This is a genomic window from Chryseobacterium sp. MIQD13, from assembly GCF_050496705.1.
GTDB lineage: Bacteria > Bacteroidota > Bacteroidia > Flavobacteriales > Weeksellaceae > Chryseobacterium.
In genome coordinates this window covers 266,617-289,288 of sequence record NZ_JBNWAF010000001.1, presented here as the reverse complement: position 1 = coordinate 289,288, position 22,672 = coordinate 266,617, and the positions used below count along the sequence as shown (strand labels likewise).

General features: G+C 36.7%; 22 protein-coding genes. 10 read left to right on the top strand and 12 right to left on the bottom strand.

What is annotated here, in order from left to right:
• Positions 1 to 21: 21 nt before the first annotated feature.
• Complete coding sequence (locus ACQWU4_RS01355; RefSeq protein WP_429933968.1) at positions 22 to 1,185, bottom strand: 2-isopropylmalate synthase; 1,164 nt, start codon at positions 1,183 to 1,185, stop codon at positions 22 to 24.
• A 147-nt stretch (positions 1,186 to 1,332) separates the two neighbouring features.
• On the opposite strand from ACQWU4_RS01355, the gene ACQWU4_RS01350 reads away from it, so the two are divergent.
• Positions 1,333 to 2,877 (top strand): hypothetical protein, encoded by a 1,545-nt coding sequence (locus ACQWU4_RS01350; RefSeq protein WP_429933967.1) that lies wholly within the window; start codon positions 1,333 to 1,335, stop codon positions 2,875 to 2,877.
• A gap of 41 nt (positions 2,878 to 2,918) precedes the next feature.
• Here ACQWU4_RS01350 and ACQWU4_RS01345 read toward each other — a convergent pair whose 3' ends face one another.
• Both ACQWU4_RS01345 and ACQWU4_RS01340 read right to left on the bottom strand, forming a co-directional pair.
• Complete coding sequence (locus tag ACQWU4_RS01345; protein WP_429933966.1) at positions 2,919 to 3,887, bottom strand: dipeptidase; 969 nt, start codon at positions 3,885 to 3,887, stop codon at positions 2,919 to 2,921.
• Positions 3,888 to 3,904: 17 nt separating this feature from the next.
• Complete coding sequence (locus tag ACQWU4_RS01340) at positions 3,905 to 5,092, bottom strand: DUF4932 domain-containing protein (protein WP_429933965.1); 1,188 nt, start codon at positions 5,090 to 5,092, stop codon at positions 3,905 to 3,907.
• Between the two features lie 92 nt (positions 5,093 to 5,184).
• Between ACQWU4_RS01340 and thrS the strand changes: the two genes are divergently transcribed.
• The 9 genes from thrS to ACQWU4_RS01295 all read left to right on the top strand — a co-directional run bounded on the left by thrS (position 5,185) and on the right by ACQWU4_RS01295 (position 14,255).
• Positions 5,185 to 7,104: a threonine--tRNA ligase gene (gene thrS, locus ACQWU4_RS01335; protein ID WP_429933964.1), complete on the top strand. Its 1,920-nt coding sequence runs from the start codon at positions 5,185 to 5,187 to the stop codon at positions 7,102 to 7,104.
• 129 nt (positions 7,105 to 7,233) lie between these two features.
• The gene (infC, locus tag ACQWU4_RS01330) at positions 7,234 to 7,734 is read left to right on the top strand and encodes a translation initiation factor IF-3 (RefSeq protein WP_172617123.1); all 501 of its coding nucleotides are present in this window, start codon (positions 7,234 to 7,236) and stop codon (positions 7,732 to 7,734) included.
• 200 nt (positions 7,735 to 7,934) lie between these two features.
• Positions 7,935 to 8,756: an alpha/beta fold hydrolase gene (locus ACQWU4_RS01325; RefSeq protein WP_429933963.1), complete on the top strand. Its 822-nt coding sequence runs from the start codon at positions 7,935 to 7,937 to the stop codon at positions 8,754 to 8,756.
• A 190-nt stretch (positions 8,757 to 8,946) separates the two neighbouring features.
• The gene (locus tag ACQWU4_RS01320; protein ID WP_429933962.1) at positions 8,947 to 9,516 is read left to right on the top strand and encodes a hypothetical protein; all 570 of its coding nucleotides are present in this window, start codon (positions 8,947 to 8,949) and stop codon (positions 9,514 to 9,516) included.
• Between the two features lie 184 nt (positions 9,517 to 9,700).
• Entirely contained in the window at positions 9,701 to 9,898 is a 198-nt protein-coding gene (gene rpmI / locus ACQWU4_RS01315; protein ID WP_062646738.1) for a 50S ribosomal protein L35, read from the top strand.
• Positions 9,899 to 10,015: 117 nt separating this feature from the next.
• Entirely contained in the window at positions 10,016 to 10,360 is a 345-nt protein-coding gene (rplT, locus tag ACQWU4_RS01310; RefSeq protein WP_040995267.1) for a 50S ribosomal protein L20, read from the top strand.
• Positions 10,361 to 10,598: 238 nt separating this feature from the next.
• Positions 10,599 to 11,774 (top strand): M28 family peptidase, encoded by a 1,176-nt coding sequence (locus ACQWU4_RS01305; RefSeq protein WP_429933961.1) that lies wholly within the window; start codon positions 10,599 to 10,601, stop codon positions 11,772 to 11,774.
• A 26-nt stretch (positions 11,775 to 11,800) separates the two neighbouring features.
• Positions 11,801 to 12,985: a M28 family peptidase gene (locus ACQWU4_RS01300; RefSeq protein WP_429933960.1), complete on the top strand. Its 1,185-nt coding sequence runs from the start codon at positions 11,801 to 11,803 to the stop codon at positions 12,983 to 12,985.
• An 82-nt stretch (positions 12,986 to 13,067) separates the two neighbouring features.
• Positions 13,068 to 14,255 carry a M28 family peptidase gene (locus ACQWU4_RS01295; RefSeq protein ID WP_429933959.1) on the top strand — a complete coding sequence of 396 codons (1,188 nt, stop codon included), beginning with the start codon at positions 13,068 to 13,070 and terminating at the stop codon, positions 14,253 to 14,255.
• Positions 14,256 to 14,350: 95 nt separating this feature from the next.
• Here the strand turns inward: ACQWU4_RS01295 and hisIE are convergent, their stop codons facing one another.
• From hisIE to ACQWU4_RS01250, 9 genes are all read right to left on the bottom strand, one after another.
• Entirely contained in the window at positions 14,351 to 14,938 is a 588-nt protein-coding gene (gene hisIE, locus ACQWU4_RS01290) for a bifunctional phosphoribosyl-AMP cyclohydrolase/phosphoribosyl-ATP diphosphatase HisIE (RefSeq protein ID WP_429933958.1), read from the bottom strand.
• Positions 14,935 to 15,687, bottom strand: coding sequence for an imidazole glycerol phosphate synthase subunit HisF (hisF, locus tag ACQWU4_RS01285; RefSeq protein WP_429933957.1), 753 nt, complete (start codon positions 15,685 to 15,687; stop codon positions 14,935 to 14,937). The genes hisIE and hisF overlap by 4 nt, the downstream gene beginning before the upstream one ends.
• On the bottom strand, positions 15,680 to 16,402 hold the full coding sequence (gene hisA, locus ACQWU4_RS01280; RefSeq protein WP_429935066.1) for a 1-(5-phosphoribosyl)-5-[(5-phosphoribosylamino)methylideneamino]imidazole-4-carboxamide isomerase: 723 nt from the start codon (positions 16,400 to 16,402) through the stop codon (positions 15,680 to 15,682). Before hisA ends, hisF begins: the two co-directional genes overlap by 8 nt.
• A gap of 3 nt (positions 16,403 to 16,405) precedes the next feature.
• Positions 16,406 to 16,984: an imidazole glycerol phosphate synthase subunit HisH gene (gene hisH / locus ACQWU4_RS01275; protein ID WP_429933956.1), complete on the bottom strand. Its 579-nt coding sequence runs from the start codon at positions 16,982 to 16,984 to the stop codon at positions 16,406 to 16,408.
• A 1-nt stretch (position 16,985) separates the two neighbouring features.
• Positions 16,986 to 18,080: a bifunctional histidinol-phosphatase/imidazoleglycerol-phosphate dehydratase HisB gene (hisB, locus tag ACQWU4_RS01270; RefSeq protein ID WP_429933955.1), complete on the bottom strand. Its 1,095-nt coding sequence runs from the start codon at positions 18,078 to 18,080 to the stop codon at positions 16,986 to 16,988.
• Positions 18,077 to 19,105, bottom strand: a complete 1,029-nt coding sequence (hisC, locus tag ACQWU4_RS01265; RefSeq protein WP_429933954.1) for a histidinol-phosphate transaminase — start codon at positions 19,103 to 19,105, stop codon at positions 18,077 to 18,079. The genes hisB and hisC overlap by 4 nt, the downstream gene beginning before the upstream one ends.
• A 4-nt stretch (positions 19,106 to 19,109) precedes the next feature.
• Positions 19,110 to 20,384 carry a histidinol dehydrogenase gene (hisD, locus tag ACQWU4_RS01260; RefSeq protein ID WP_429933953.1) on the bottom strand — a complete coding sequence of 425 codons (1,275 nt, stop codon included), beginning with the start codon at positions 20,382 to 20,384 and terminating at the stop codon, positions 19,110 to 19,112.
• Positions 20,385 to 20,386: 2 nt separating this feature from the next.
• The gene (hisG, locus tag ACQWU4_RS01255; RefSeq protein ID WP_429933952.1) at positions 20,387 to 21,244 is read right to left on the bottom strand and encodes an ATP phosphoribosyltransferase; all 858 of its coding nucleotides are present in this window, start codon (positions 21,242 to 21,244) and stop codon (positions 20,387 to 20,389) included.
• Positions 21,245 to 21,496: 252 nt separating this feature from the next.
• Positions 21,497 to 22,594, bottom strand: coding sequence for a glycosyltransferase family 4 protein (locus ACQWU4_RS01250; RefSeq protein ID WP_429933951.1), 1,098 nt, complete (start codon positions 22,592 to 22,594; stop codon positions 21,497 to 21,499).
• Between the last annotated feature and the right edge of the window lie 78 nt (positions 22,595 to 22,672).

The following is a 22,672-nucleotide window of genomic DNA, read 5'->3' as shown; positions in this document are numbered from 1 at the left end:
TCCCTGATTTTAAAATCAATACTATCCTATTTTTCTGCTGCATGTTTCCATGATCATGTACAGATCATCATTCTTAACTTCTTTCTTTCTGTCTGCAATTTTCAAGAATTCCTGATACAGGAAATCAAGTTCATTTTTAGTGATATCATAACCAATGTGTTTGAATCTGTAAGCTAAAGCAGAGCGCCCGCTTCTTGCCGTAAGAATAATGGATGAAGCATTGACACCCACTTCAGCAGGATCTATAATCTCATAAGTTTCTCTGTTTTTAATAACACCATCCTGATGGATTCCTGAACTATGGGCAAATGCATTGGCTCCGACAATAGCTTTATTAGGCTGTACAGGCATTCCCATCAGATCTGAAACCATAAAACTCATTTCGTTAAGCATTTTTGAATTGATATCAGTATGAAAATTTAAATCTTTATGCTGCTTTAGAATCATAACGACTTCTTCCAACGCGGTATTTCCAGCTCTTTCTCCCAATCCGTTGATTGTACATTCGATCTGGCGGGCTCCATTGATGGCTCCGGCAATTGAATTGGCTGTAGCAAGCCCAAGATCATTATGACAATGGCATGAAAGGATTGCCTTTTCAATGCCTTTTACATTTTCTTTCAGGTATTTTATTTTCTGTCCGTATTCTTCAGGCAGGCAGTAACCTGTTGTATCCGGAATATTCAATACTGTAGCTCCGGCTTTAATGACTTCTTCGCAAACCTTTGCCAGATAAGCATTGTCTGTTCTTCCAGCATCTTCAGCATAAAACTCCACATCTTCTACATAGCTTTTGGCATATTTTACCGCTTCTGCAGCACGTTCCAGAATATCTTCACGGTTTGAATTGAATTTATATTGTATATGAGAATCAGAAGTTCCGATTCCGGTATGGATACGTGGTCTTTTTGCATATTTCAATGCTTCGGCTGCCGTATCAATGTCTTTTTTATTGGCTCTTGTCAGTCCGCACACTTTAGCATTCCTCACCAGTTTTGAGATCTCCGAAACGGACTCAAAATCTCCCGGGCTTGAAATTGGAAAACCCGCTTCAATTACATCAATCCCTAGCTTATCAAGGCTTTCAGCGATAATCAGCTTTTGTTTTGTATTCAGTTTACATCCGGGAACCTGTTCCCCATCCCTCAGCGTTGTATCAAAAATTTCGATTTTTTCGGAATTCATAATGAAGTTTTTTACTTAATTTTGATCAAAACTACTGCTTGGCAATATTTTTTCATTTTCATTTTTATTGAAAACTACAATATTCAACAGCTGACAAAACAACCATATTTACCTTATAATCAATTTATTACATTTTATAAATTTACAATGGCAGAATTGCAGAAAGATTTTTTGTTTGTACTGATTAAATCATTAACAACTTCCGAAAAACGTCAGTTCAAACTTTATGTGAACCGTCTCGGGATTAATGTGGATGCTAAATTTCTGCTCCTTTTTTCGGAACTGGATAAGATGAAGGAATATGATGAACAAATCATCATTGAGAAAAAAATATCCACCAAACAACAGCTTTCCAACCTGAAAGCCCACCTTTATAAACAAATTCTGGTGAGTCTCCGTATGAACCCCAGTCATCAGAATTACAGGATACAGCTTCGGGAGCAGCTAGATTTTGCCAATATTTTATATCAGAAAGGACTTTATAAACAGGCTCTAAAGATATTAGATAAAACAAAACAGTCTGCTTTGGAACTGGATGAGAAAAGCATTGCCTCTGAAATTATTGATCTTGAAAAAGTAATTGAATCACAGTTCATTACAAGGAGTATTGAAGGGCGTGCTGAGGAACTTATCAAGCAATCTACGGAAATCAGCAAGCAGAATCATTATGCCACGGAACTTTCTAATCTGTCTCTGAAATTATACAGTGAGATGCTGACGCATGGCTATGTGAAGAATGATGAGGACCGGGAAACCGTTTTGAATCTTTTCAATGAGCAGATTCAAAAAATAAAGCTGGAGAAACTTAATTTCACGGAAAAACTGTGGTATTTTAAAGCGCATGTCTGGAAAAACCAACTGCTTCAGGATTATAAATACACCCTGAAGTATGCTTATCAGTGGGTAGATCTTTTTCATAAAAAACCGGAGATGATTTTCAGCCATCCGGTATGGTATATCAAAGGAAATACCTATTTACTGAAGATTTTATTCCTGTATGGAAATATCGACATCCTGGAAGAACATTTTGAGAATTTCAACACAATGGTGAATTCCCAGAATTTTACTCAGAATGAAAATCTGCAGGCTTTAATATTTCTTACCCATTATAATACTCTGATGAATATTCATTTTGTAAAGGGTGAATTTTTTACAGGAACAAAGCTTATTCCGGAAATTGAACTGAAGATGGAAAGGCTTAGAGAAAAGATTGATGAGCATCACTTTATGATCCTCTACCTGAAAATGGCTGCTATGTTTTTCGGGAGCAAAATGTTTGATAAATCCATAGAATATTCTATGAAGGTGGTTGAATGCAAAGGAAATGTTCAGGAAGATCTTCTGTTCCATACCCGTATTCTGATTCTAATGGCAAAATATGAATCCGGCAATGATGAAGATTATGATGAATTTATCAACTCAACTTTAAAATTTGCCAGAAAAATGAAAAAGCCGGAAGCTTTTCACTTTGAAAGCATTCAGTTCTTTAAAAACATTAATAATCTGGTTTTAAATAAACAGCAGGAAGCATTTAAAGCTTTTGATGAAGTACTGGAAGATTTTTCAAAAAATGAATATTACAGAAGATCCTTACTGTATATTGATATCCACGGCTGGGTAAAATCTAAGGTGAAAAATGTGGATGTGATAGAGATCATTAAACAGAAGGTGCGGTACAAAAGGAAGAGCTAGGATCTGGTGGCTTCGAGTGCCTCAGCCACCATTCCTGAAATTTAAATCTTCTCTAAAAATTTCAACGCATTTCCATGACTGATCTTTTCCATCATTTCAGGAGAAAAATCTTTTTCAAGCCTGCTATTAATTGTATTAAATACTGATGCATTATCATATCCTTCAAAGAAAAAAGGATAACGGGATTTGTCAGAATGGCCTTTATCATGGAAAAAATCTAAACCGTAAGCAATAGCATTTTCTCCTCCAAGATCAAGCCCGTACTGGATATGTTCATATAATCTTTCCGGACTTTCATCATCCAGCCAGTCTTTTATAAGGTTGAGCCCAATCAAACCTTTTCTTTTGATGACTTCTTTAGCCAGCTCATCAGGAAGGTTTCTTTTTTTATTCTGAATATTTCTGTAATTGGAATGGCTTGCTAGAATTGGAATGTTATAGTTTTTCTGATCTATATAATTAAGAATGCCATATGCCAGCTGGTCGCTTGTATGTGCAAGGTCAACAGCTATTTTCCTGTCCGAAATATAATCTATCAGCACTTTACCGTCATCTTTCAGTCCGGCTTCAGAATTGTTCCCGCCTCCAAAACGGTTTTCGGTATGATGGGTAATTCCTATATAAAAAAGTTTCTTTGTATTTCTGATAATCGTTTCCAGGTTTTTAAATCCTGATTCGAGAGTATCATCTTCATTACAAAAAGCTGATGCATTTTCTATGGATGCTATAACGCCTACTTTATCTTTGTTTTCTATATTTTTATAGCTTTCGCCTTCAAACAGGAAGAAATTTTCACTTTTTATCAGATCTGAAAATATTTCACTCTGCTTTATACCATTAACAGAACTGTTTCCACCTGTACCTGCATACATTGCCATCACCTGAAGCTTTACATTTCCCTCTTTTAAATAAGGCAGTGAACAGCCCAGTTCTCTGTCATCAATTGCAGAACCGGCTTCCAATAAATAGCACAACAGGTCGCAGTGGAGATCAATATTAAAATTATTCATATGATAAAGATGCTAAATTATTTTTTGGTTTTCTTTAGTGCATCATTGATAAATTCAATATTGCTGTTCTCAAAAATTTCCAGAAGTTGAGGAACAAAATCTCCAAATGTTTTATATTTTGCTCTGTTATTCTCATACTCATTAATTTTTTCTTCTAACTGTGGCAGGAAGATAAAATTATTTTTCAGGTGATATTCTTCCAGTTTTTTTGATCTTTCAAAATCTTTCTGAATTCTGGCGGTCTGTATCTCTCCCAGCCTTACCAGATGTTCAGCAACACAGGTCTGGTAATCGCCATAACCACCTGTTTTAATCATGGTTTCTTTCAGATTGGATTTTTCAAACAGTTCTTTAAATTTTTCAATCCTGGCGTTATTTTTATATACTTCCTTGTTTACGAAAGAATGTCCGAATTCATGAACACTTAAAAATCTTGCCTGAAACTGGTTGTCATACCCGAACTGTTCAGGCTTTTCAACTCTTACAAACGGACTTGCAATTTCATAAATATTCTTTGCCCCTAATTTCAAATCGACAGCTGTTCCGATTCCCCTGCCTTCATTATCCTCAATCGGCCACATCATCATTGGAGAAACGAGAATAGTGTAAGTATTAAACTTTTCACCGTAAAACTGCTCCATTGCTTCTGTAAATCCCGACGGGATCTGTTTATTATATTCAGCTTCAGCGCTTTTATAAAAGTCTTTATTTTCCTTAAAGAATTCACCAATATTTTCCTTTACATAAAAATCATGCAGCTTCGAGATATAATTTTTGATCAGAGAAGTTACTTCTTTGTTCTGTGTTTCCGTAAGTTTATTATCATTGAATGAATAGGCAGTAATCCATTTATCTGCCGGAAATTCATTGTGATAAAGTAAAGGCTTCATAAGAGCATCATTTCCCAAGCCATATTTCTCCAAAAGAATATCATTGATCTGGGCTGTCAGAACAGCCATTTCAGAGTTTTTAAATGACCCGTATTTTTCAAGAGCTTTTTTGACAATCGGCTGATATACAGAACATTCTTTGATCTTATATAATTCAAAGTCTTTATTGTTCTTCCGGTGCTCTGCAGAAAGGATCTCTGCAAGGAAATAGGTCTCAACATTCCGGTTGTGAGAAACTGAAAATTTTGATGTTTTTTTCTGTGAAAAGTGCAGTGTAAAAATGAGCACAGCAAAAACCGCAACAATCTTTTTCATATTTGGTGTTAATTCTTATTCTAATTACTGGCTAATATAGTATTTTATCCAAAAAATGCGTATTTTTGCATCTTAAAAATTTTTAGTAAACAATGATAAAAATTACACTTCCAGACAATAGTGTCAAAGAATTCGAAGGAGCAGTTACTCCTTTAGATGTGGCAAAATCTATCAGTGAGGGATTGGCTAGAAATACCATCTCTGCAGTTGTAAACGGCAAACAAGTAGAAACCACCACACCTATAACCACGGATTCAACGGTACAATTGTTGACATGGAATGATGATCTTGGAAAGAAGGCTTTCTGGCATTCTTCTGCCCACTTGCTGGCGCAGGCCATCCTTGAATTTTATCCTGATGCTAAATTAACGATCGGACCTGCTATCGAAAGCGGATTCTATTATGATGTGGATTTCGGGGACGAAAGTTTATCTGAAAAAGATTTTGAGAAAATTGAAAAGAAAGTGCTGGAAAATGCCAAAAAAGGTTCAACATTCTCTTTATATCCTGTTTCTAAAGAAGAAGCATTAAAAACATATGCAGACAATCCTTACAAAGTTGAGCTTATCTCTAATCTTAATGATGGGGAAATCACTTTTGTAACTCACGATAATTTCACAGATTTATGCCGTGGAGGTCACATTCCCAATACCGGAATTGTGAAAGCAGTGAAAATTTTAAATGCAGCAGGTGCTTACTGGAGAGGAAATGAAAAAAATCCTCAATTGACAAGAGTCTATGGTATTTCTTTCCCTAAACAGAAAGAACTTACAGAATATCTTGAATTATTAGAAGAAGCTAAAAGAAGAGATCACAGAAAATTAGGCAAAGAATTAGGGATTTTCGCTTTCTCTGAAAAAGTGGGTGCAGGACTTCCGTTATGGTTGCCAAAGGGAACTGCTTTAAGAAAGAAACTGGAAAATTTCCTTAGTGATGCTCAGAAAAAAGGAGGTTATGAATTTGTTATGTCTCCACATATCGGTTCAAAAGAATTGTATGTAACTTCCGGACACTGGGATAAATATGGTGCAGACAGCTTCCAGCCGATCAAAACGCCAAATGAAGGAGAAGAATTTTTGCTGAAACCAATGAACTGCCCTCATCACTGTGAAATCTATAAAACTTCACAATGGAGCTACAGAGATCTTCCAAAAAGATATGCAGAGTTCGGGACTGTTTACAGATATGAGCAAAGTGGAGAGCTTCACGGATTGACAAGGGTTCGTGGGTTTACTCAGGATGACGCTCACCTTTTCTGTACTCCGGACCAGCTTTTAGGAGAATTTGAAGCGGTAATCGATCTTGTATTATATGTTTTCAGATCTTTAGGTTTTGAAGACTTCGTAACTCAGGTTTCTTTAAGAGATCCGGATAACAGAGAAAAATACATTGGCTCTGATGAGAACTGGGAAAAGGCAGAAAACGCAATCATCACAGCAGCAAAAAATAAAGGTTTAAAAACGGTTGTTGAGTATGGTGAAGCAGCATTCTACGGTCCGAAACTGGATTTCATGGTAAAAGATGCTTTAGGAAGAAAATGGCAGCTGGGAACTATCCAGGTAGATTATAATTTACCGGAAAGATTTGATCTTCACTACATCGGAAACGATAATGAGAAGCACAGACCGGTAATGATCCACAGAGCGCCATTCGGTTCTATGGAGCGTTTTATCGCAATCCTTTTAGAGAACACTGCAGGAGATTTCCCATTATGGCTGAGCCCTGATCAGTTTATTATTTTACCGATCAGTGAAAAATATGTAGATTATGCAAAAAAAGTTTCACAATTTTTGGAAAATCACGATATTAGCGGTCTGATTGACGACAGAAATGAGAAGACAGGGAAAAAGATCCGCGATGCAGAATTAAAGAAAATCCCGTTCATGCTGGTTGTAGGTGAAAATGAGGCGAATGACGGTACGATTTCTGTAAGAAGACGTGGTGAAGGTGATCTTGGAGTCATGAATATGGAAGATTTTGTTGCTTACTTTAAAAAAGCAGCAGCAATTTAAAATTAAGTCCTTTAAGGACTTAAATTTTAGAAAAATAGATAAGTAATTAACCAATAAAATTATAATACAATAGCACAAAGATTTAACAACAGGGGCCCACAGAGACGTCCGGTACAGGAGGACTTACACTTGATCAACGATAAAATTCGTGTGAGAGAGCTTCGTTTGGTGGGCGATAACGTAGAGCCGGGAGTTTACCCGATTGATAAAGCAAGACAACTTGCCACAGAGCAGGAACTTGATCTGGTAGTAATCTCCGATAAGGCTGAGCCTTTCATTGCAAGAATATTAGACTATAAAAAGTTTTTATACGAGCAAAAGAAAAAGCAGAAGGAACTAAAAGCCAAGCAGGTAAAAGTGGTTGTAAAAGAGATCCGTTTCGGACCTCAGACCGATGATCACGATTATGAATTTAAGAAGAAGCATGCTGAAAAGTTTCTTGAAGAAGGTTCAAAATTAAAGACCTACGTATTTTTTAAAGGACGTTCGATTATCTTTAAAGATCAGGGAGAAATCTTACTTTTAAAACTGGCTCAGGAACTTGAGCACGTTGGAAAAGTAGATCAGCTTCCAAAGCTAGAAGGAAAAAGAATGATTATGATGATGAGTCCTAAAAAACCAGCTAAATAGTTTTTAACAGATACCACATCTGTTTCCTATCATATAAACCTCAAAGTAATTTTTGAGGTTTTTTGTTTTTTTTAAATTTATTAAGTTATTATTAAATATTATCCTACATCAATATCTGTCTAAGGATATAAGTATACATTTGTACTGTAATTAAAGAAAGACAAATTTCATTATATTATTAATAACTTAAACAGGAAACAATGAGCACATTAAAATTAAAAGACGGAACAGAGATCTATTACAAAGACTGGGGAAAAGGGCAACCTGTATTTTTTCATCACGGATGGCCACTATCCGGTGATGACTGGGATGCACAAATGCTGTTCTTTCTTGAAAAGGGATATAGAGTAATTGCCCACGACAGAAGAGGTCACGGAAGATCCGAACAGACTGCAGAAGGGCATAATATGGACACTTATGCTTCTGATGTGGCAGAAATTGTTGAAGCCTTAGATTTGAAAAATGTTATCCACGTAGGCCACTCCACAGGAGGCGGTGAAGTAATCAGGTATGTTGCCCAATACAGCAAAGGGAGAGCTTCCAAAGCTGTTCTTGTAAGTGCAGTAACCCCGATCATGGTGAAAACGGAAAATAACCCAAACGGTATTCCTATGTCTGTTTTTGATGAGATCCGTCATAATACGGCAACGCAGAGACAGCAGTATTTCGTAGACTTCACACTACCCTTTTATGGTTACAACAGAGAAGGGGCAGCAGTTTCAGAAGGAATCAGAAGAAATTGGTGGCGACAAGGAATGATGGGATCTATTAAAGCCCACTATGACTGTATCAAAGCTTTTTCCGAAACTGATTTTACAGAAGATCTTAAGAGTACTGAAATTCCGGTTCTGGTTATGCATGGAGAGGATGATCAGATTGTTCCTTTTGAAACTACCGGTAAAATCGCCGCTACCCTTCTTAAAAACGGGAAATTAATCTCTTACCCTGGTTTTCCGCATGGAATGCCTACTACAGAAGCAGAAACAATCAATAAAGATTTATTATCATTTTTTCAATCATAATAAATTTATAGTATAATTATTTCAAACCGTTTTTCTAAAAAATTGACGGTTTTTTAATTTAAATACACTAAAAAGTGTCTTAAATATAATTTGAAATAACCATTAATAAAGGATTTATTTTAACTTATTTAATCCTATAATTGTGATTTAATGTTATAATCGCTATATTCGCAATGTTAAATCATAACCTATGAAATTTAAATTATTGACTTTATTAAGTCTTCCGGTGCTTCTTGCATCTTGCGCTCAGGATGATACTCTTGACAATGTGAATACGAATGTGCAAAATGAAAAGCACGCTATTGCAAACAAGAACAGTGAATCCCGTATTTTGGATTTTACACGCTATACACTTTTAAAGGAAAGCACCAATCATCCTCAGGTATTAGAAGCAGGACAATCAATCAGCATGGAATATAATGGCAGCACTTACCGATTCATCATGCAGACGGACAATAACCTGGTTCTATACAGGGAAAGACCCGGGCTTACCAATGTACTATGGCATTCCAATACCTACAGAAGCTCAGGTACTCCAAGACTTATTGTACAAAATGATGGAAACATGGTTATTTACAGAGACGGAAATGCTCTTTGGAGTTCAAATACTGCTGTGAACTATTATGTAGCTAATCCGCACGTTAAACTTCAGCTTTATTCCAGAACTGGGGCAGCAATTCCTTCAGGATTCAGAATTAAAGTTATTTTAGGTGGAAACAATGAGGAAAGAAATGATATCATTGTTGAAGATTTCCTATAATAGAAATTACTTTTAAAAGCATAACCGTCCCTTAACAGGGGCGGTTTTTTATACCAGTCTGATAAAATCACAGATTATAAAAGTTCGGATTGATTTTTTTTTGTATCTTTGCGAACTGTAATTCCTCTGTATTGCAGGAATCAAAGACAAGATATTGATAACAAAACAATAAAAAAGCAGAACAATGCCAAAATTAAAAACGAAATCAGGTGCTAAAAAGCGTTTTAAACTTACCGGAACTGGTAAGATTAAAAGAAAAAATGCTTTCAAAAGCCACATCTTAACTAAGAAAGAAACTAAGCAGAAGAGAAATCTTACGCAGACTTCTTACGTTGCTGCTGTGGACGAGAAAAGCGTTTTACGTCAATTAGCCATTAAGTAGTTTTTATAAATCTATATTCGGTTTATAAGAATTCAAACAAATTCAACAATTTAACCCTGAAACGGTGCCACTAAGAGCAGTTGAGCTGCCGCCCTTTTCAAAAAAACAATTTAAATTATGCCAAGATCAGTAAATGCAGTAGCTTCAAGAGCTCGCAGAAAAAAAATTATGAAGCAAGCTAAAGGTTTTTTCGGTAGAAGAAAGAACGTTTGGACTGTAGCTAAAAACGCGGTAGAAAAAGCAATGCAATATGCTTACCGTGGAAGAAAAGAGAAAAAGAGAAACTTCAGATCACTTTGGATCACGCGTATCAATGCTGGTGCAAGAGAGCACGGAATGTCTTACTCTCAGTTTATGGGAGCTCTTAAAAAGAACAACGTAGAGCTTAACAGAAAAGTTTTAGCAGATTTAGCAATGAATCACCCTGAAGCTTTCAAAGCAGTTGTAGATCAAGTAAAATAATGTAGAATTTTTTGTTATCAATATAATCCCGGGTTAATGCCCGGGATTTTTTGTATAGTATCATACCACCCTTTTCCTAATACCCTTATAAATTAAATAAAATATAATAAATTGTATGTTTTTCAGGGGATCCGGAAAAATAAAACCGTATTTAAAAGTTTTCCTTTTTGTATAAAATAAAATTGATTTTAATTATCTACATTTGTTAATTATTAAATCTATAAAACTTTAGTTAAAAGTGAAAAAAATAACGACTATTTTACTCCTTTCTTTATCAGCTTACAGCCTTCATGGTCAGAATTTTATACAAGCCTATCAAACAAGAGTTAATAAGATATCTCAGGCCAATATTACAGCAAACCTTCAGGGTTTTGGAAATTTAGGCGTAAAAACTACAGGTTCTACAGAAAATACCAATGCATTAAACTGGCTTAAAGCAAAATATCAATCTTACGGATATGATCCAAGCCAGATCACAGAAGACAGCTTCACTTATAATGGTAATACATCAAAGAATTTAATCATCACCAAAACAGGGACCGTTTACCCTAATATTTATGTAATTATTTGTGGACATTACGATACCGTAGTAGGCCCCGGAGTAAGTGATAATGGAAGCGGAACAACTATTTTGCTGGAAGCAGCAAGAATTTTAAAAGATGTTCCTACAGAATATTCCGTGAAGTTTGTTCATTTTTCCGGAGAAGAACAGGGATATCTGGGAAGCTCTCATTACGTGAATAATGTCGTATTTCAGAATAATGCACGCCAGCTCAATCTGAAAGTTGTTTTCAATATTGATCAGGTAGGCGGAAAAATAGGAAATTCAAATACCAATATCAACTGTGAAAGTGATCAGAGCGGACAAACAGGTAATAATTCTGCTTCATTGGCAATGACACAGCAATTAGCAACCTGTACTACACTGTACTCCCCTTTACAGCCCACTATGTCCAATGCATACAATTCAGATTATATGCCGTTTGAAAACAAAGGTGACATCATTACGGGCTTTTATGAAACAAACAGAAGCAATAATGAGCATACTATAAATGATACTTTTGCCAATGTAGATCCGGTTTATGTTTTTAATGTTGGAAAAGCAGCTTTAGGAGCTTTGCAGCACTTTGCAGTAGCTACCACCACCACTTTGGCAACAGATGATATAACTAATGAAGATTCATTGGAAGCAATCAGGGTTTATCCTAATCCTGCTCAAGATGTACTTCATATCGAACTGCCAAAAGACCAAAAGAATTTTAAGGTAGAAATCAGTGATATGAACGGCCGATTGATTTTGAATGCGGAAAACGAAAAGAAAATGAATACTTCCGGCCTGACAAACGGAACATATATGGTAACTGTAAAATCTGATAAAACAAGCATCACCAGGAAAATCATTATTGAAAAATAGCCACACACCAAACCAAAATATTTAATATGAAAAAACTTACCACATTTCTATGTACTGCAGTAGCGGTCGGAAACCTCAGTGCCCAGACTCTCGTTCAGGCTTATAAGAACAGGGCTGATCTGGTTTCTCAAACCAACATTACCACAAATCTCCAGGAGTTTTCCAATTTAGGAGTAAAAACCACCGGATCTGTGAATAATACCAACGCTTTAACCTGGATTAAAAACAAGTATACTTCTTACGGATATTCTGCAAGCCAGATTGTAGAAGACCCTTTCACTTTCGGAAGTACGAGTTCCAAAAATCTGGTGATTACCAAAACGGGAACGCTGTATCCTGACAAGTATGTGATTATCTGCGGACATTATGATACCATCACTGGTCCGGGTACAAATGATAACGGCAGCGGAACCTCTGTTATTTTAGAAGTAGCCAGAATTTTAAAAGATGTTCCTACGGAATATTCCATTAAGTTTATTCATTTCTCCGGAGAAGAACAGGGTTTATATGGAAGTTCTCATTATGCTAACAGCGTTGCCTATCAAAACGGTGTAAAAAAACTGGATATTAAATTAGTCTTTAATCTTGATCAGGTAGGCGGAAAACTGGGCAATACCAATACCAGAATCATCTGCGAAAGAGATACAGCCGGACAATCAGCAAACAATGCCCCTTCCAATACTATTACCCAACAGCTGGCAACATGTACTACTCTGTACTCCCCTCTTCAGACCAGTATTTCTAATGCCTATTCTTCAGATTATATGCCTTTTGAACAAAAAGGATATGTGATTACAGGTTTTTACGAATATACCAGAAGTTATACAGAGCATACGGTAAATGATACTTTTGCCAACGTAGATCCGGTTTATGTATTCAAAGTAGGTAAAGCCGCTGTAGGTGCAATGCAGCATTTTGCAACGGCATCTACAACCGTTACAGCTATTTCTTCTGCCAAAGAAAATCCTGTAAAGACATTGGAATCTGCAAAAATTTATCCGAATCCGGCCAGAGATATTCTAACAGTTGAATTACCGGATCCAGCAATAAAAGACTTTAGTGTTGAAATTACTGATTTAAAAGGACTTTCCATATTGAAGAAAGAAAATCAGGCTCAGATTAATATTTCACATTTGAATAACGGAATTTATTTGTGTACTGTAAAAGCCGGAGGAAAAAGCCTTACTCAAAAAATAATCATTGAAAAATAATTATAAGCCATAAGTCCCGGATAAACACTGGGACTTTTATTCTTTAAATTACTACACACACCACAATTATAAAATATTTAAAATGAAAAAAACAATCACAATGCTGTCTGTTTGCCTTGCGATATTCAGCAGTAAGGGCCAGACTTTTATTCAGGCTTATCAGGACAGGGCAAACCAGGTTTCCCAGACCAATATTACAACCAACTTACAGCAGTTCTCAAATCTTGGTATCAAAACAACGGGTACCACCAAAAATGCCGATGCATTAGCATGGATTAAAAACAAATATATTTCCTATGGATATTCAGCCAGCCAGATTGTAGAAGATCCTTTTACATTTGGGAGCACCAGTTCCAAAAACCTGGTCATTACCAAAACAGGAACTGTTTATCCTAATAAATATGTGATCATCTGCGGGCATTTTGACAGTATTTATGGTCCGGGAGTCAACGATAACGGAAGCGGAACTTCCATTATTTTAGAGGCGGCAAGAATTTTAAGAAATATTCCTACAGAATATTCCATTAAGTTCATCCATTTCTCCGGTGAGGAACAGGGATTGAGAGGAAGCACCCATTACGTGAATAATGTAGCCTATCAAAATGGAACAAGAGTACTGGATATCAAACTGGTATTCAATCTTGATCAGGTAGGCGGCGTTATGGGGAATAATAATAACACGGTATACTGTGATCAGGATCAGGCAGGACCAACAAGCAATAATGCCGCTTCGGCAGCAGTAACACAGCAGCTTAGAAACTGTACGGCCCTTTACTCTCCTCTTCTTACAGCTGTAGATCCGGCAGAAGACACAGATTATATCCCGTTTGAAAGAAAAGGTGAAGTGATCACAGGCTTTTTTGAAAGAATAAGAAGCACTTATCCCCATACCTCCAATGACACATTTGCGAACACAGATCCTGTTTACATTTACAAAATAGGGAAAGCAACAGTTGGGGCTCTTCAGCATTTCGCAGTTGCAACCTCTGCAAGTTCTATTGTACTGGGAGCAAAAGAAGCCGTTCCAAACCAATCTCTCGAAGCTGTATCTATTTACCCTAATCCGGCTAAAGATACCCTTAATATTGAGCTTCCGGCTAAAGGAAGAAAAGATTTCAGTTTTGAAATTACCGATCTTTCAGGAAAATCACTGCTTAAAACAGATAATGAAACCGTAATCAATGTTTCAAAACTGGATGCAGGAGCTTACATCGGGGTAATAACCTCTGATGGGCAAAAGGTGGTAAGAAAGATACTTATTGAGAGATAATATGTCAAATTCATTTAAATGATAGAAAGGCTGTTTCATTCTTGAAACAGCCTTTTTTAGTATTGAATTTAAACTAATAACTTTTGGTTAAAATTCTATTTATCTCTGCTTAAAAGAACCTTCTCAATATCTTCCATAGCAAATCCTTTTGCCTTAAGCAGAATCAGGAAATGATAAAGGAGATCGGCAGCTTCGTTTTTAAAAAGATCATCATTACTGTCTTTGGCCTCAATTACCAGCTCTACAGCTTCCTCTCCTACCTTTTGGGCCATTTTATTGATCCCTCTCTGATAAAGAGAATATGTATAGGAACCTTCCGTTTTTTCATCAATTCTTTCTGCAATTTTTGCTTCAAGTTCGTAAATAAAACCCTTACTTTCCTTTTCACCAAAACAGCTGAAACTTCCGGTGTGGCAGACTGTATTTTCAGGAACGGCCTGTATTAAAATAGTATCCTGATCACAATCAATGCTTATGTTTTTTACCGTCAGAAAATTACCTGACTCCTCTCCTTTTGTCCAGAGTCTGTTTTTGGAACGGCTGAAAAAAGTGACAATACCTTCTTTTTCTGTCTTTTCAAATGCCTCTTGATTCATATAACCAAGCATGAGTACCTGCTGTGTTCTGCTGTCCTGGATGATTACCGGGACAAGTCCGTTACTTTTATCGAAATCTATTTTCATCGTACGGGTATTTTTTGAATTTTTAATTGTTTTTTTAATTCCTGTACAGGCACTTCATTAAAATGGAAAATGCTGGCTGCCAAAGCTCCTGTTACTCTTGTTTCATTAAAAACTTTAATAAAGTCATTTACACTTCCTGCACCTCCCGAAGCAATTACAGGAATAGAAACGGCTTCCGAGACCAGCTTTGTAATGCGAAGATCGAATCCATTCTTTGTTCCGTCACCATCCATTGAGGTCAACAGGATTTCTCCTGCTCCCAGAGATTCTGCCTTCTGTGCCCAATCAACTGTATTCAGGTTGGTAGCCAGTTTTCCTCCTCTTACGTACACAAGGTTTGATCCGTCCGTAAAACGGGTATCAACAGCCACTACCACACACTGGCTTCCAAATTCCTTAGCCAGATCATAGATCAGTTCTGGATTTTTAACCGCAGAGGAATTGACACTGATTTTATCTGCTCCGGCTTCCAGAAGTATTCTGACATCTTCTACAGAGGAAATTCCGCCGCCTACAGTGAACGGGATGCTCAATTGCCTGGCTATATCCTTTACAAGGTCTGCAAATGTCTTTCTATTCTCTAAAGTTGCGGTAATATCAAGAAAGACCAGCTCATCAGCACCTTCCTGTTCATATTTTACAGCAAGCTCTACAGGATCTCCTGCATTCCTGAGTCCTTCGAAATTAATTCCTTTTACCGTTGTTCCGTCTTTAATATCCAGACAGGGAATGATTCTTTTTTTAAGCATTTTCAATAAATTTCTGAAGTTGTTGCAAACTTATTTTTCCTTCATAAATAGCCTTTCCGATAATGGTTCCCGAGCATCCGATCTCTTTCATCTTATATACATCTTCAATACAGGAAATTCCACCGCTGGCCGTAAGTCTTATTGAAGTTTTATTCAATATTTCTCTATACAGATCCGTGGACGGTCCTTCCAGCATTCCATCTTTTGAAATATCCGTACATATGGTCTGGCTGATACCCTTTTCCTGATATTGAAGAAGAAAATCTATAATATCCAGGCTGCTTTCTTCCAGCCACCCTGATGTTCTGATCTTCCTGTTATCACAATCAGCACCTAAAATGATCTTTTCATTGCCGTGTTTTTTAATCATTTCAACACAGAATTCCGGGTCCTGTACAGCAATACTTCCCAAAGTGATCTGCTTTGCTCCTGAATTAAAGGCTGTTTCTATATCATTTTCAGTTTTCAAACCGCCTCCAAAATCAATATGAAGCGAGGTTTCTCTGGCTATATTTTCCAGCACTTTCCGGTTAACAATATGCTTAGATTTAGCACCGTCCAGATCTACCAGATGAAGAAACTGAATACCGGAGTTTTCAAATTCTTTGGCTGTCTCAACAGGGTCTTCGTTATATATTTTTTTGGTGGAATAATCTCCTTTTGACAGACGGACACATTTTCCGTCAATGATGTCAATGGCTGGAATAATTTTCATCATTTACAATTTTATAAAGTTTTCCAATATCCTGCTGCCCGCCGATCCTGATTTTTCCGGGTGAAACTGTACCGCGAAAAAATTATCTTTCTGCAACGAAGCACTGAACGGCAAAATATAGTCGCAGACAGAAACCGTAGAGGCTGCCAATCCGCAATAATAGCTGTGAACAAAGTACACATCACTGTTGTCTTCAATACCGGAAAAAAGCGGAGATTTTAGTTCTGAAATGGTATTCCAGCCCATATGGGGAACAAGTTCTCCAGGGGGAAAGCGTTTTACATCTACATCAAAAATTCCCATCCCTTTTGTGTCTCCTTCTTCATTATTCCCGCACATCAGCTGCATACCCAGGCAAATTCCTAAAACAGGTTGTTTCAGGCCGGGAATAAGCTTATCAAGGCCTTTTTCCCTAAGTACTTTCATGGTTGAGGAAGCTTCCCCCACACCCGGAAATATTACTTTATCTGCTTTTATGATCTGTCCGGGATCATCCGTAATGATGGAATCAATATTAAGCCTGTTCAGGGCATTCTGAACCGAACTTACATTTCCCCCATTATATTTTATCAATGCAATCATATTATAAACTTCCTTTGGTTGATGGTAAATTAAAGCTGCTATCCGATTGGTTCACTGCCATTTTAACGGCTTTTGCAAATGCTTTGAAAACGGCTTCTATCTTGTGGTGTTCGTTATCTCCTTCTGCTTTGATGTTCAGATTGGATCTTGAAGAATCTGTAAAAGATTTGAAAAAGTGAAAGAACATTTCTGTAGGAACATCTCCTATTTTCTCCCTTTTGAAATCAACATCCCAAACGATCCAAGGCCTACCTCCAAAATCAATGGCAGCCTGGGCCAGACAGTCATCCATCGGAAGCAGGAAACCATATCTTTCGATACCTTTTTTGTTTCCCAATGCTTTCGAAAAAGCTTCACCCAGAGCAATTCCTGTGTCTTCGATTGTGTGGTGCTCATCCACATTAAGGTCTCCATTCACTTTAATTTTAAGATCGAGATTACCATGTCTTGCAATCTGATCCAGCATGTGATCAAAAAAATGAAGCCCGGTTGAAATCTCTGCAATTCCTTTTCCGTTCAGGTCTATTTCAATGTCTATTTCTGTTTCGTTGGTTTTTCTGTAGACTTTCGCCTTTCTTGATTCCTGCTTTAAAAAGCGATAAATCTCAGACCAATTTGTAGTAGTAAGAGCCGCCCTTCCATTAAAGCTTTCATTAATAAAAACAGCTTTAGTTCCCAAATTTTCAGCAAGTTGAATATCTGTACTTCTATCACCAATTACATATGAGTTTTCCAGGTCATAATTTCCGTAAATATATTTTGAAAGCATTCCGATTCCAGGTTTTCTGGTGGGAAGATTTTCATGCTCAAAGCTTTTGTCAATCAGAATATCACTGAAAATAATCCCTTCATTTTCGAAGGCTCTCAACATTTTCTCGTGAGGTTTAATGAAGTCTTCAAAGGGAAAACTTTCAGTGCCTAAGCCATCCTGATTGGTAACCATCACGAGCTCATAATCCATTTCCCTAGCGATTTTAGAAAGGTTCTGAAAAACTCCGGGATAAAACTCAAGCTTTTCCAGAGAATCTACCTGAAAATCTTCAGGCGGTTCTATGATAAGGGTTCCGTCACGATCTATAAAAAGTACTTTTTTCATGATATTCCTTTTAAAACATTGATTAATTTTTCGTTTTCTTCACGGCTTCCCACATTAATCCTGATACAGTCAGGAATTGCAGGAGCTCTTTTACTGGTGAGGATTTCTTCTTTGAGCATTTCATCATATACTTTATCGACATTTTTCATTTTAAGCAAAAAGAAATTGGCATCAGTCGGAAATACTTTTGTGATGCATTCAATACTTTTAAACTGTTCTTCCAGCCATGTTCTTTCCTTAAGAATACTGTCAACATTTTCTTTAAGCTTATTTTTATCATCCAGTAGATTTAAAATAAGCTCCTGACTTAAAGAATTGACATTATATGGAGCTTTTACTGTATTGATAAAACGTATAATTTCTTCGGAAGCATATGCACAACCTACCCTTGCCCCAGCCGTTCCCCAGGCTTTGGAAAATGTCTGCAATACAATTATATTGGGGTATTTATCAAGTAAGTCAAGTCCTGACTTGTTTTCTGAAAATTCAATATATGCTTCATCTATGACTACAATTCCTTCAAAATTCTGAACAAAAAACTCAATATCTTTTATACTGTTTCCTGTAGGATTATTGGGGGAACACAGGAAAAAAATTTTAATATCATGTTCCTGGGTTATTTTTAAAAAGTCTTCTTTTACAATGTCAAAATTTTCGTCCAGATTCAGTTTTAACACTTCATTTTCATTAACGGCAGCATAAAAAGCATACATGGCAAATGAAGGATTCATCATAAGGATGGCATCTTTTTTAGGTTCACAGAAGATTTTGATAATAAGATCTATAAGCTCGTCACTCCCGTTTCCTAAGGCAATCTGCGAAGGCGATACTCCTTTAAATTCGGCTAACTTATTCTTAAGCTTTTTCTGTGTTGAATCCGGATATCTGTTGTATTTTCCAAACGGAGATTCATTGGCATCCAGAAGAACCGGAGCATTAAATTCATTATTATCCCTGAAACTGGTGTAAGGCTGTAATGATATTATATTTTTTCTTACTAAAGTATTGAGGTTAAATTCTTTCATTATATTATTTTAATCTGATAGATACTGCATTTTTGTGGGCGATAAGACCTTCTGCCTCTGCCATTACTTCGATTGTTTTTCCTATTCTTTTCAAACCTTCCTTAGAAAGATGCTGGAATGTGATCTTCTTCACAAAACTGTCAAGAGAAACGCCGCTATAATTTCTTGCATAAGCATTGGTTGGCAATGTGTGATTGGTTCCGCTGGCATAATCCCCTGCACTTTCACAGGAATAATTTCCTAAGAAAACAGATCCTGCATTCATAATCATTGGAATATATGGTTCAAAGTCTTTCAGGGCAAGAATAAGGTGCTCCGGAGCATACAGATTGCTGAATTCCAGGGCTTCATCTATTGAATTTATCAAAATAAAAACACTGTGATCCAGAGCATTACAGGCCATTTGATTTCTCGGAAGTTTTTTTATTTGTTTTTCTATAGCATTAATAGTTTCATCAAATATTATGAAATCTGTGGTAATAAAAACCACCTGACTGTCGCTTCCGTGTTCTGCCTGTGAAAGAAGATCTGCTGAACAGAATTCAGGAACCGCCTTGTTATCTGCAATAACGAGAACTTCACTTGGTCCTGCAGGCATATCGATCGCTACGCCATAACGCTGTGCATATTCTTTTGCTGCAACCACATATTGATTTCCGGGTCCAAATATTTTATAGACTTTTGGAATACTCTCTGTTCCCAGACTCATCGCTGCTACAGCCTGTGCTCCACCGGTTTTGAAGATTTTTGTAATACCGCAAAGCTTTGCCGTGAACAGAATTGCAGGGTTAATATTTCCGTTGCTATCCGGTGGTGTACAAAGAACAATCTCTTTACATCCTGCTAAATTTGCTGGTACTGCAAGCATAAGTACGGTTGAAAAAAGAGGGGCAGTTCCTCCCGGAATGTAAATTCCTACTTTTTCTACTGCTCTGTTTTCTCTCCAGCAGGTTACTCCTTTTACAGTTTCAATCTTTTCTGTTTCTGCTGCCTGGGAAGCATGAAATTTTGCAATATTCTCTTTTGCCTGTCTAATGGCCTTCTTTAAATCTTCAGAAATTTCTTTCTCTGCATTGTCCACTTCTTCTTGTGAAACTGTAATTTGTGAAGTGACTGCTTTATCAAACTTTTTATTAAATTCAATAAGGGCTTTATCTCCATCTTTTTCAACAGCGTCAAATATTTCTGCAATCAGTCCGGATATTTCCTTCTGTTCAATAACGGGGCGTTTCACCAGATCCGGCCATGTTTTTCTTTCTGGATATCTGTATATTTTCATAATTAAATCACCATTTTATCAATTGGAATAATGAGTATATCCTGAGCTCCGTTTTCTTTCAGCTCGTCGATAACGTCCCAGAATCTTTCTTCATCAATTACGGAATGAATGCTGCTCCATCCTTTTTCAGCCAAAGGGATAACCGTAGGGCTTTTCAGTACGGGAAGGACTGAAGCAATGTCACTGATCTTTTCATCAGGAACATTCATCAGAATATATTTTGAATTTTTTGCTTTTAAAACGGATTGGATTCTGAAGAGGAATTTATCCAGAATAGCTTCTTTCTGAGCATCAAGCAGAGAGGTCTTTGCTAAAACGGCTTCGGATTTCAGAATAGTAACAGTTTCCCTTAACCCGTTTTTAAACAATGTACTTCCTGAACTTACAATATCACAGATACCATCTGCCAAGCCTATATTCGGGGCGATCTCAACTGATCCGGAAATAATGTGAATGTCAGAGGTTATTCCTTTTTCCTCAAGAAATTTTCTAAGGGTATTAGGGTAAGAAGTGGCAATTTTTCTGTTTTGAAAGTAAGAAAGATTATCGGTCTCCACTTCTTTGGGAACCGCCAAGGAAACACGGCATTTTGAAAATCCAAGTTTTTCTACGATCTGGATATTTTTCTGCTTTTCTACCAAAAGATTTTCACCGACAATAGCGATATCTACCACTCCATCTTCCAAATATTGCGGAATATCTGAGTTTCTGAGATACATAATCTCCATCGGAAAGTTGTCTACGGAAACTTTGAGCTGGTCTTTTCCGTTATTGACGAAAATACCACAGTCTTTGAGGAGCTGTAAGGAGTCTTCATAAAGCCTGCCGCTTTTCTGGATCGCAATTTTTAATTTACTCATTGTATTATTTTAGATAATCTGAGTAAATGAAAACTGATCTGTTGTAAGATTTCCTGGAAGATTTCGGGAAACAAAAAAACCGTCTATTTACTCAGACGGTTTTACTTATTTTTGATTTTAACACATGTTCATATCAATCAGTTCCGTCTTAACAGAGATGATGATAGTAATGATGAAGTGTTAAAAAATTCGGTTTCATTGTTTTGAATTGTGGTACAAATGTAGGATTTATTTTTAAACTGCAAAGTTTTTTTACAGATTTTTTTTGTAGAGCTCTATCAATTGTGTGGCAATAGGCTCGTCATTAAATTTCTGAACAAACTCGAAGCTCTTTTCAGCACGGCGTTTTCTCTCGGATTCATTTTCCCAGAGAAATCTGATCTTAGCTCCTATATCGAGATAGTTGGCCGGATCAATATAAACAGAGTCTTTCCCTCCTGCTTCCGGCAAACAGCTGGTATTGCTTGTAATCGTTACAGTTTTTGAGAAAAGTGCCTCTATTACAGGGATTCCAAAACCTTCAAAAAAACTTGGATAAACAAAAATATCTGCCAATTTGTAAATTACTGCCAACTCTTCCATGGAAACTCCTTCAAGGAAAAAGACTTGTTTTTCCATCTTGTTTTTTCTGATAAAAGCTTCTACTTTTTTGTAGTAATCGGTCTTTCTTCCCACTACAACAAGAGGAATTTCAGCTCCGGCAATGCCTTTAACGATGTTCAAAAGGTTTTTCCGGTCTTCAATGGTTCCTACATTCAGAATATAGCGTTCCGGAAGGTTAAATTTGTCTTTTACTGTCTGAATAAATTCATCAGATTGCTGTTCTTTAAAAGCCTGATGGCAACCCTGGTAAATGACTTCAATTTTACTTTCGGGAACTTTCAGATAAGTGATAATATCTCTTTTGGTCTGTTCTGAAATGGCAATGATTTTATCCGCAGATGCAGCTGCTTTTTTGAATTTCCACAAGTGAATTTTTCTGTCAAAAAAGGAATAATACTGCGGATATCTCATGAAAATCAGATCATGGATGGTTACAATTTTTTTGACAGGTTCTTTCCCCCATTTCATTGGCAGCTCACCGGAAAGGCCATGAAATATATCTACGCCTGCTTTCTGGGCATCTTTCCCCATTTTAAGCTGCCGGGAAAGGCTCCCTTTTGAGGTTTGCACAAACCGGACATTTGGTTTTTCCTGAATTTCTTTACCTCTTTCTGAACTTTTTTTGTTCAGCAGCAGGTATTCATTTTCAGGGTAATACTGAGAAAGGATTCTTACAAGATCTCTTGAATAATTGCCCAATCCGGACGTATTGTGAAAAAAACGTTTTGCATCGAAGGCAATTTTCATATTCAATTTTTTAATAAGCTTTTAAGGCTTAAATTTATAAATAAAATAAACCCCAAATGATTATTCAGGGTTTATTAT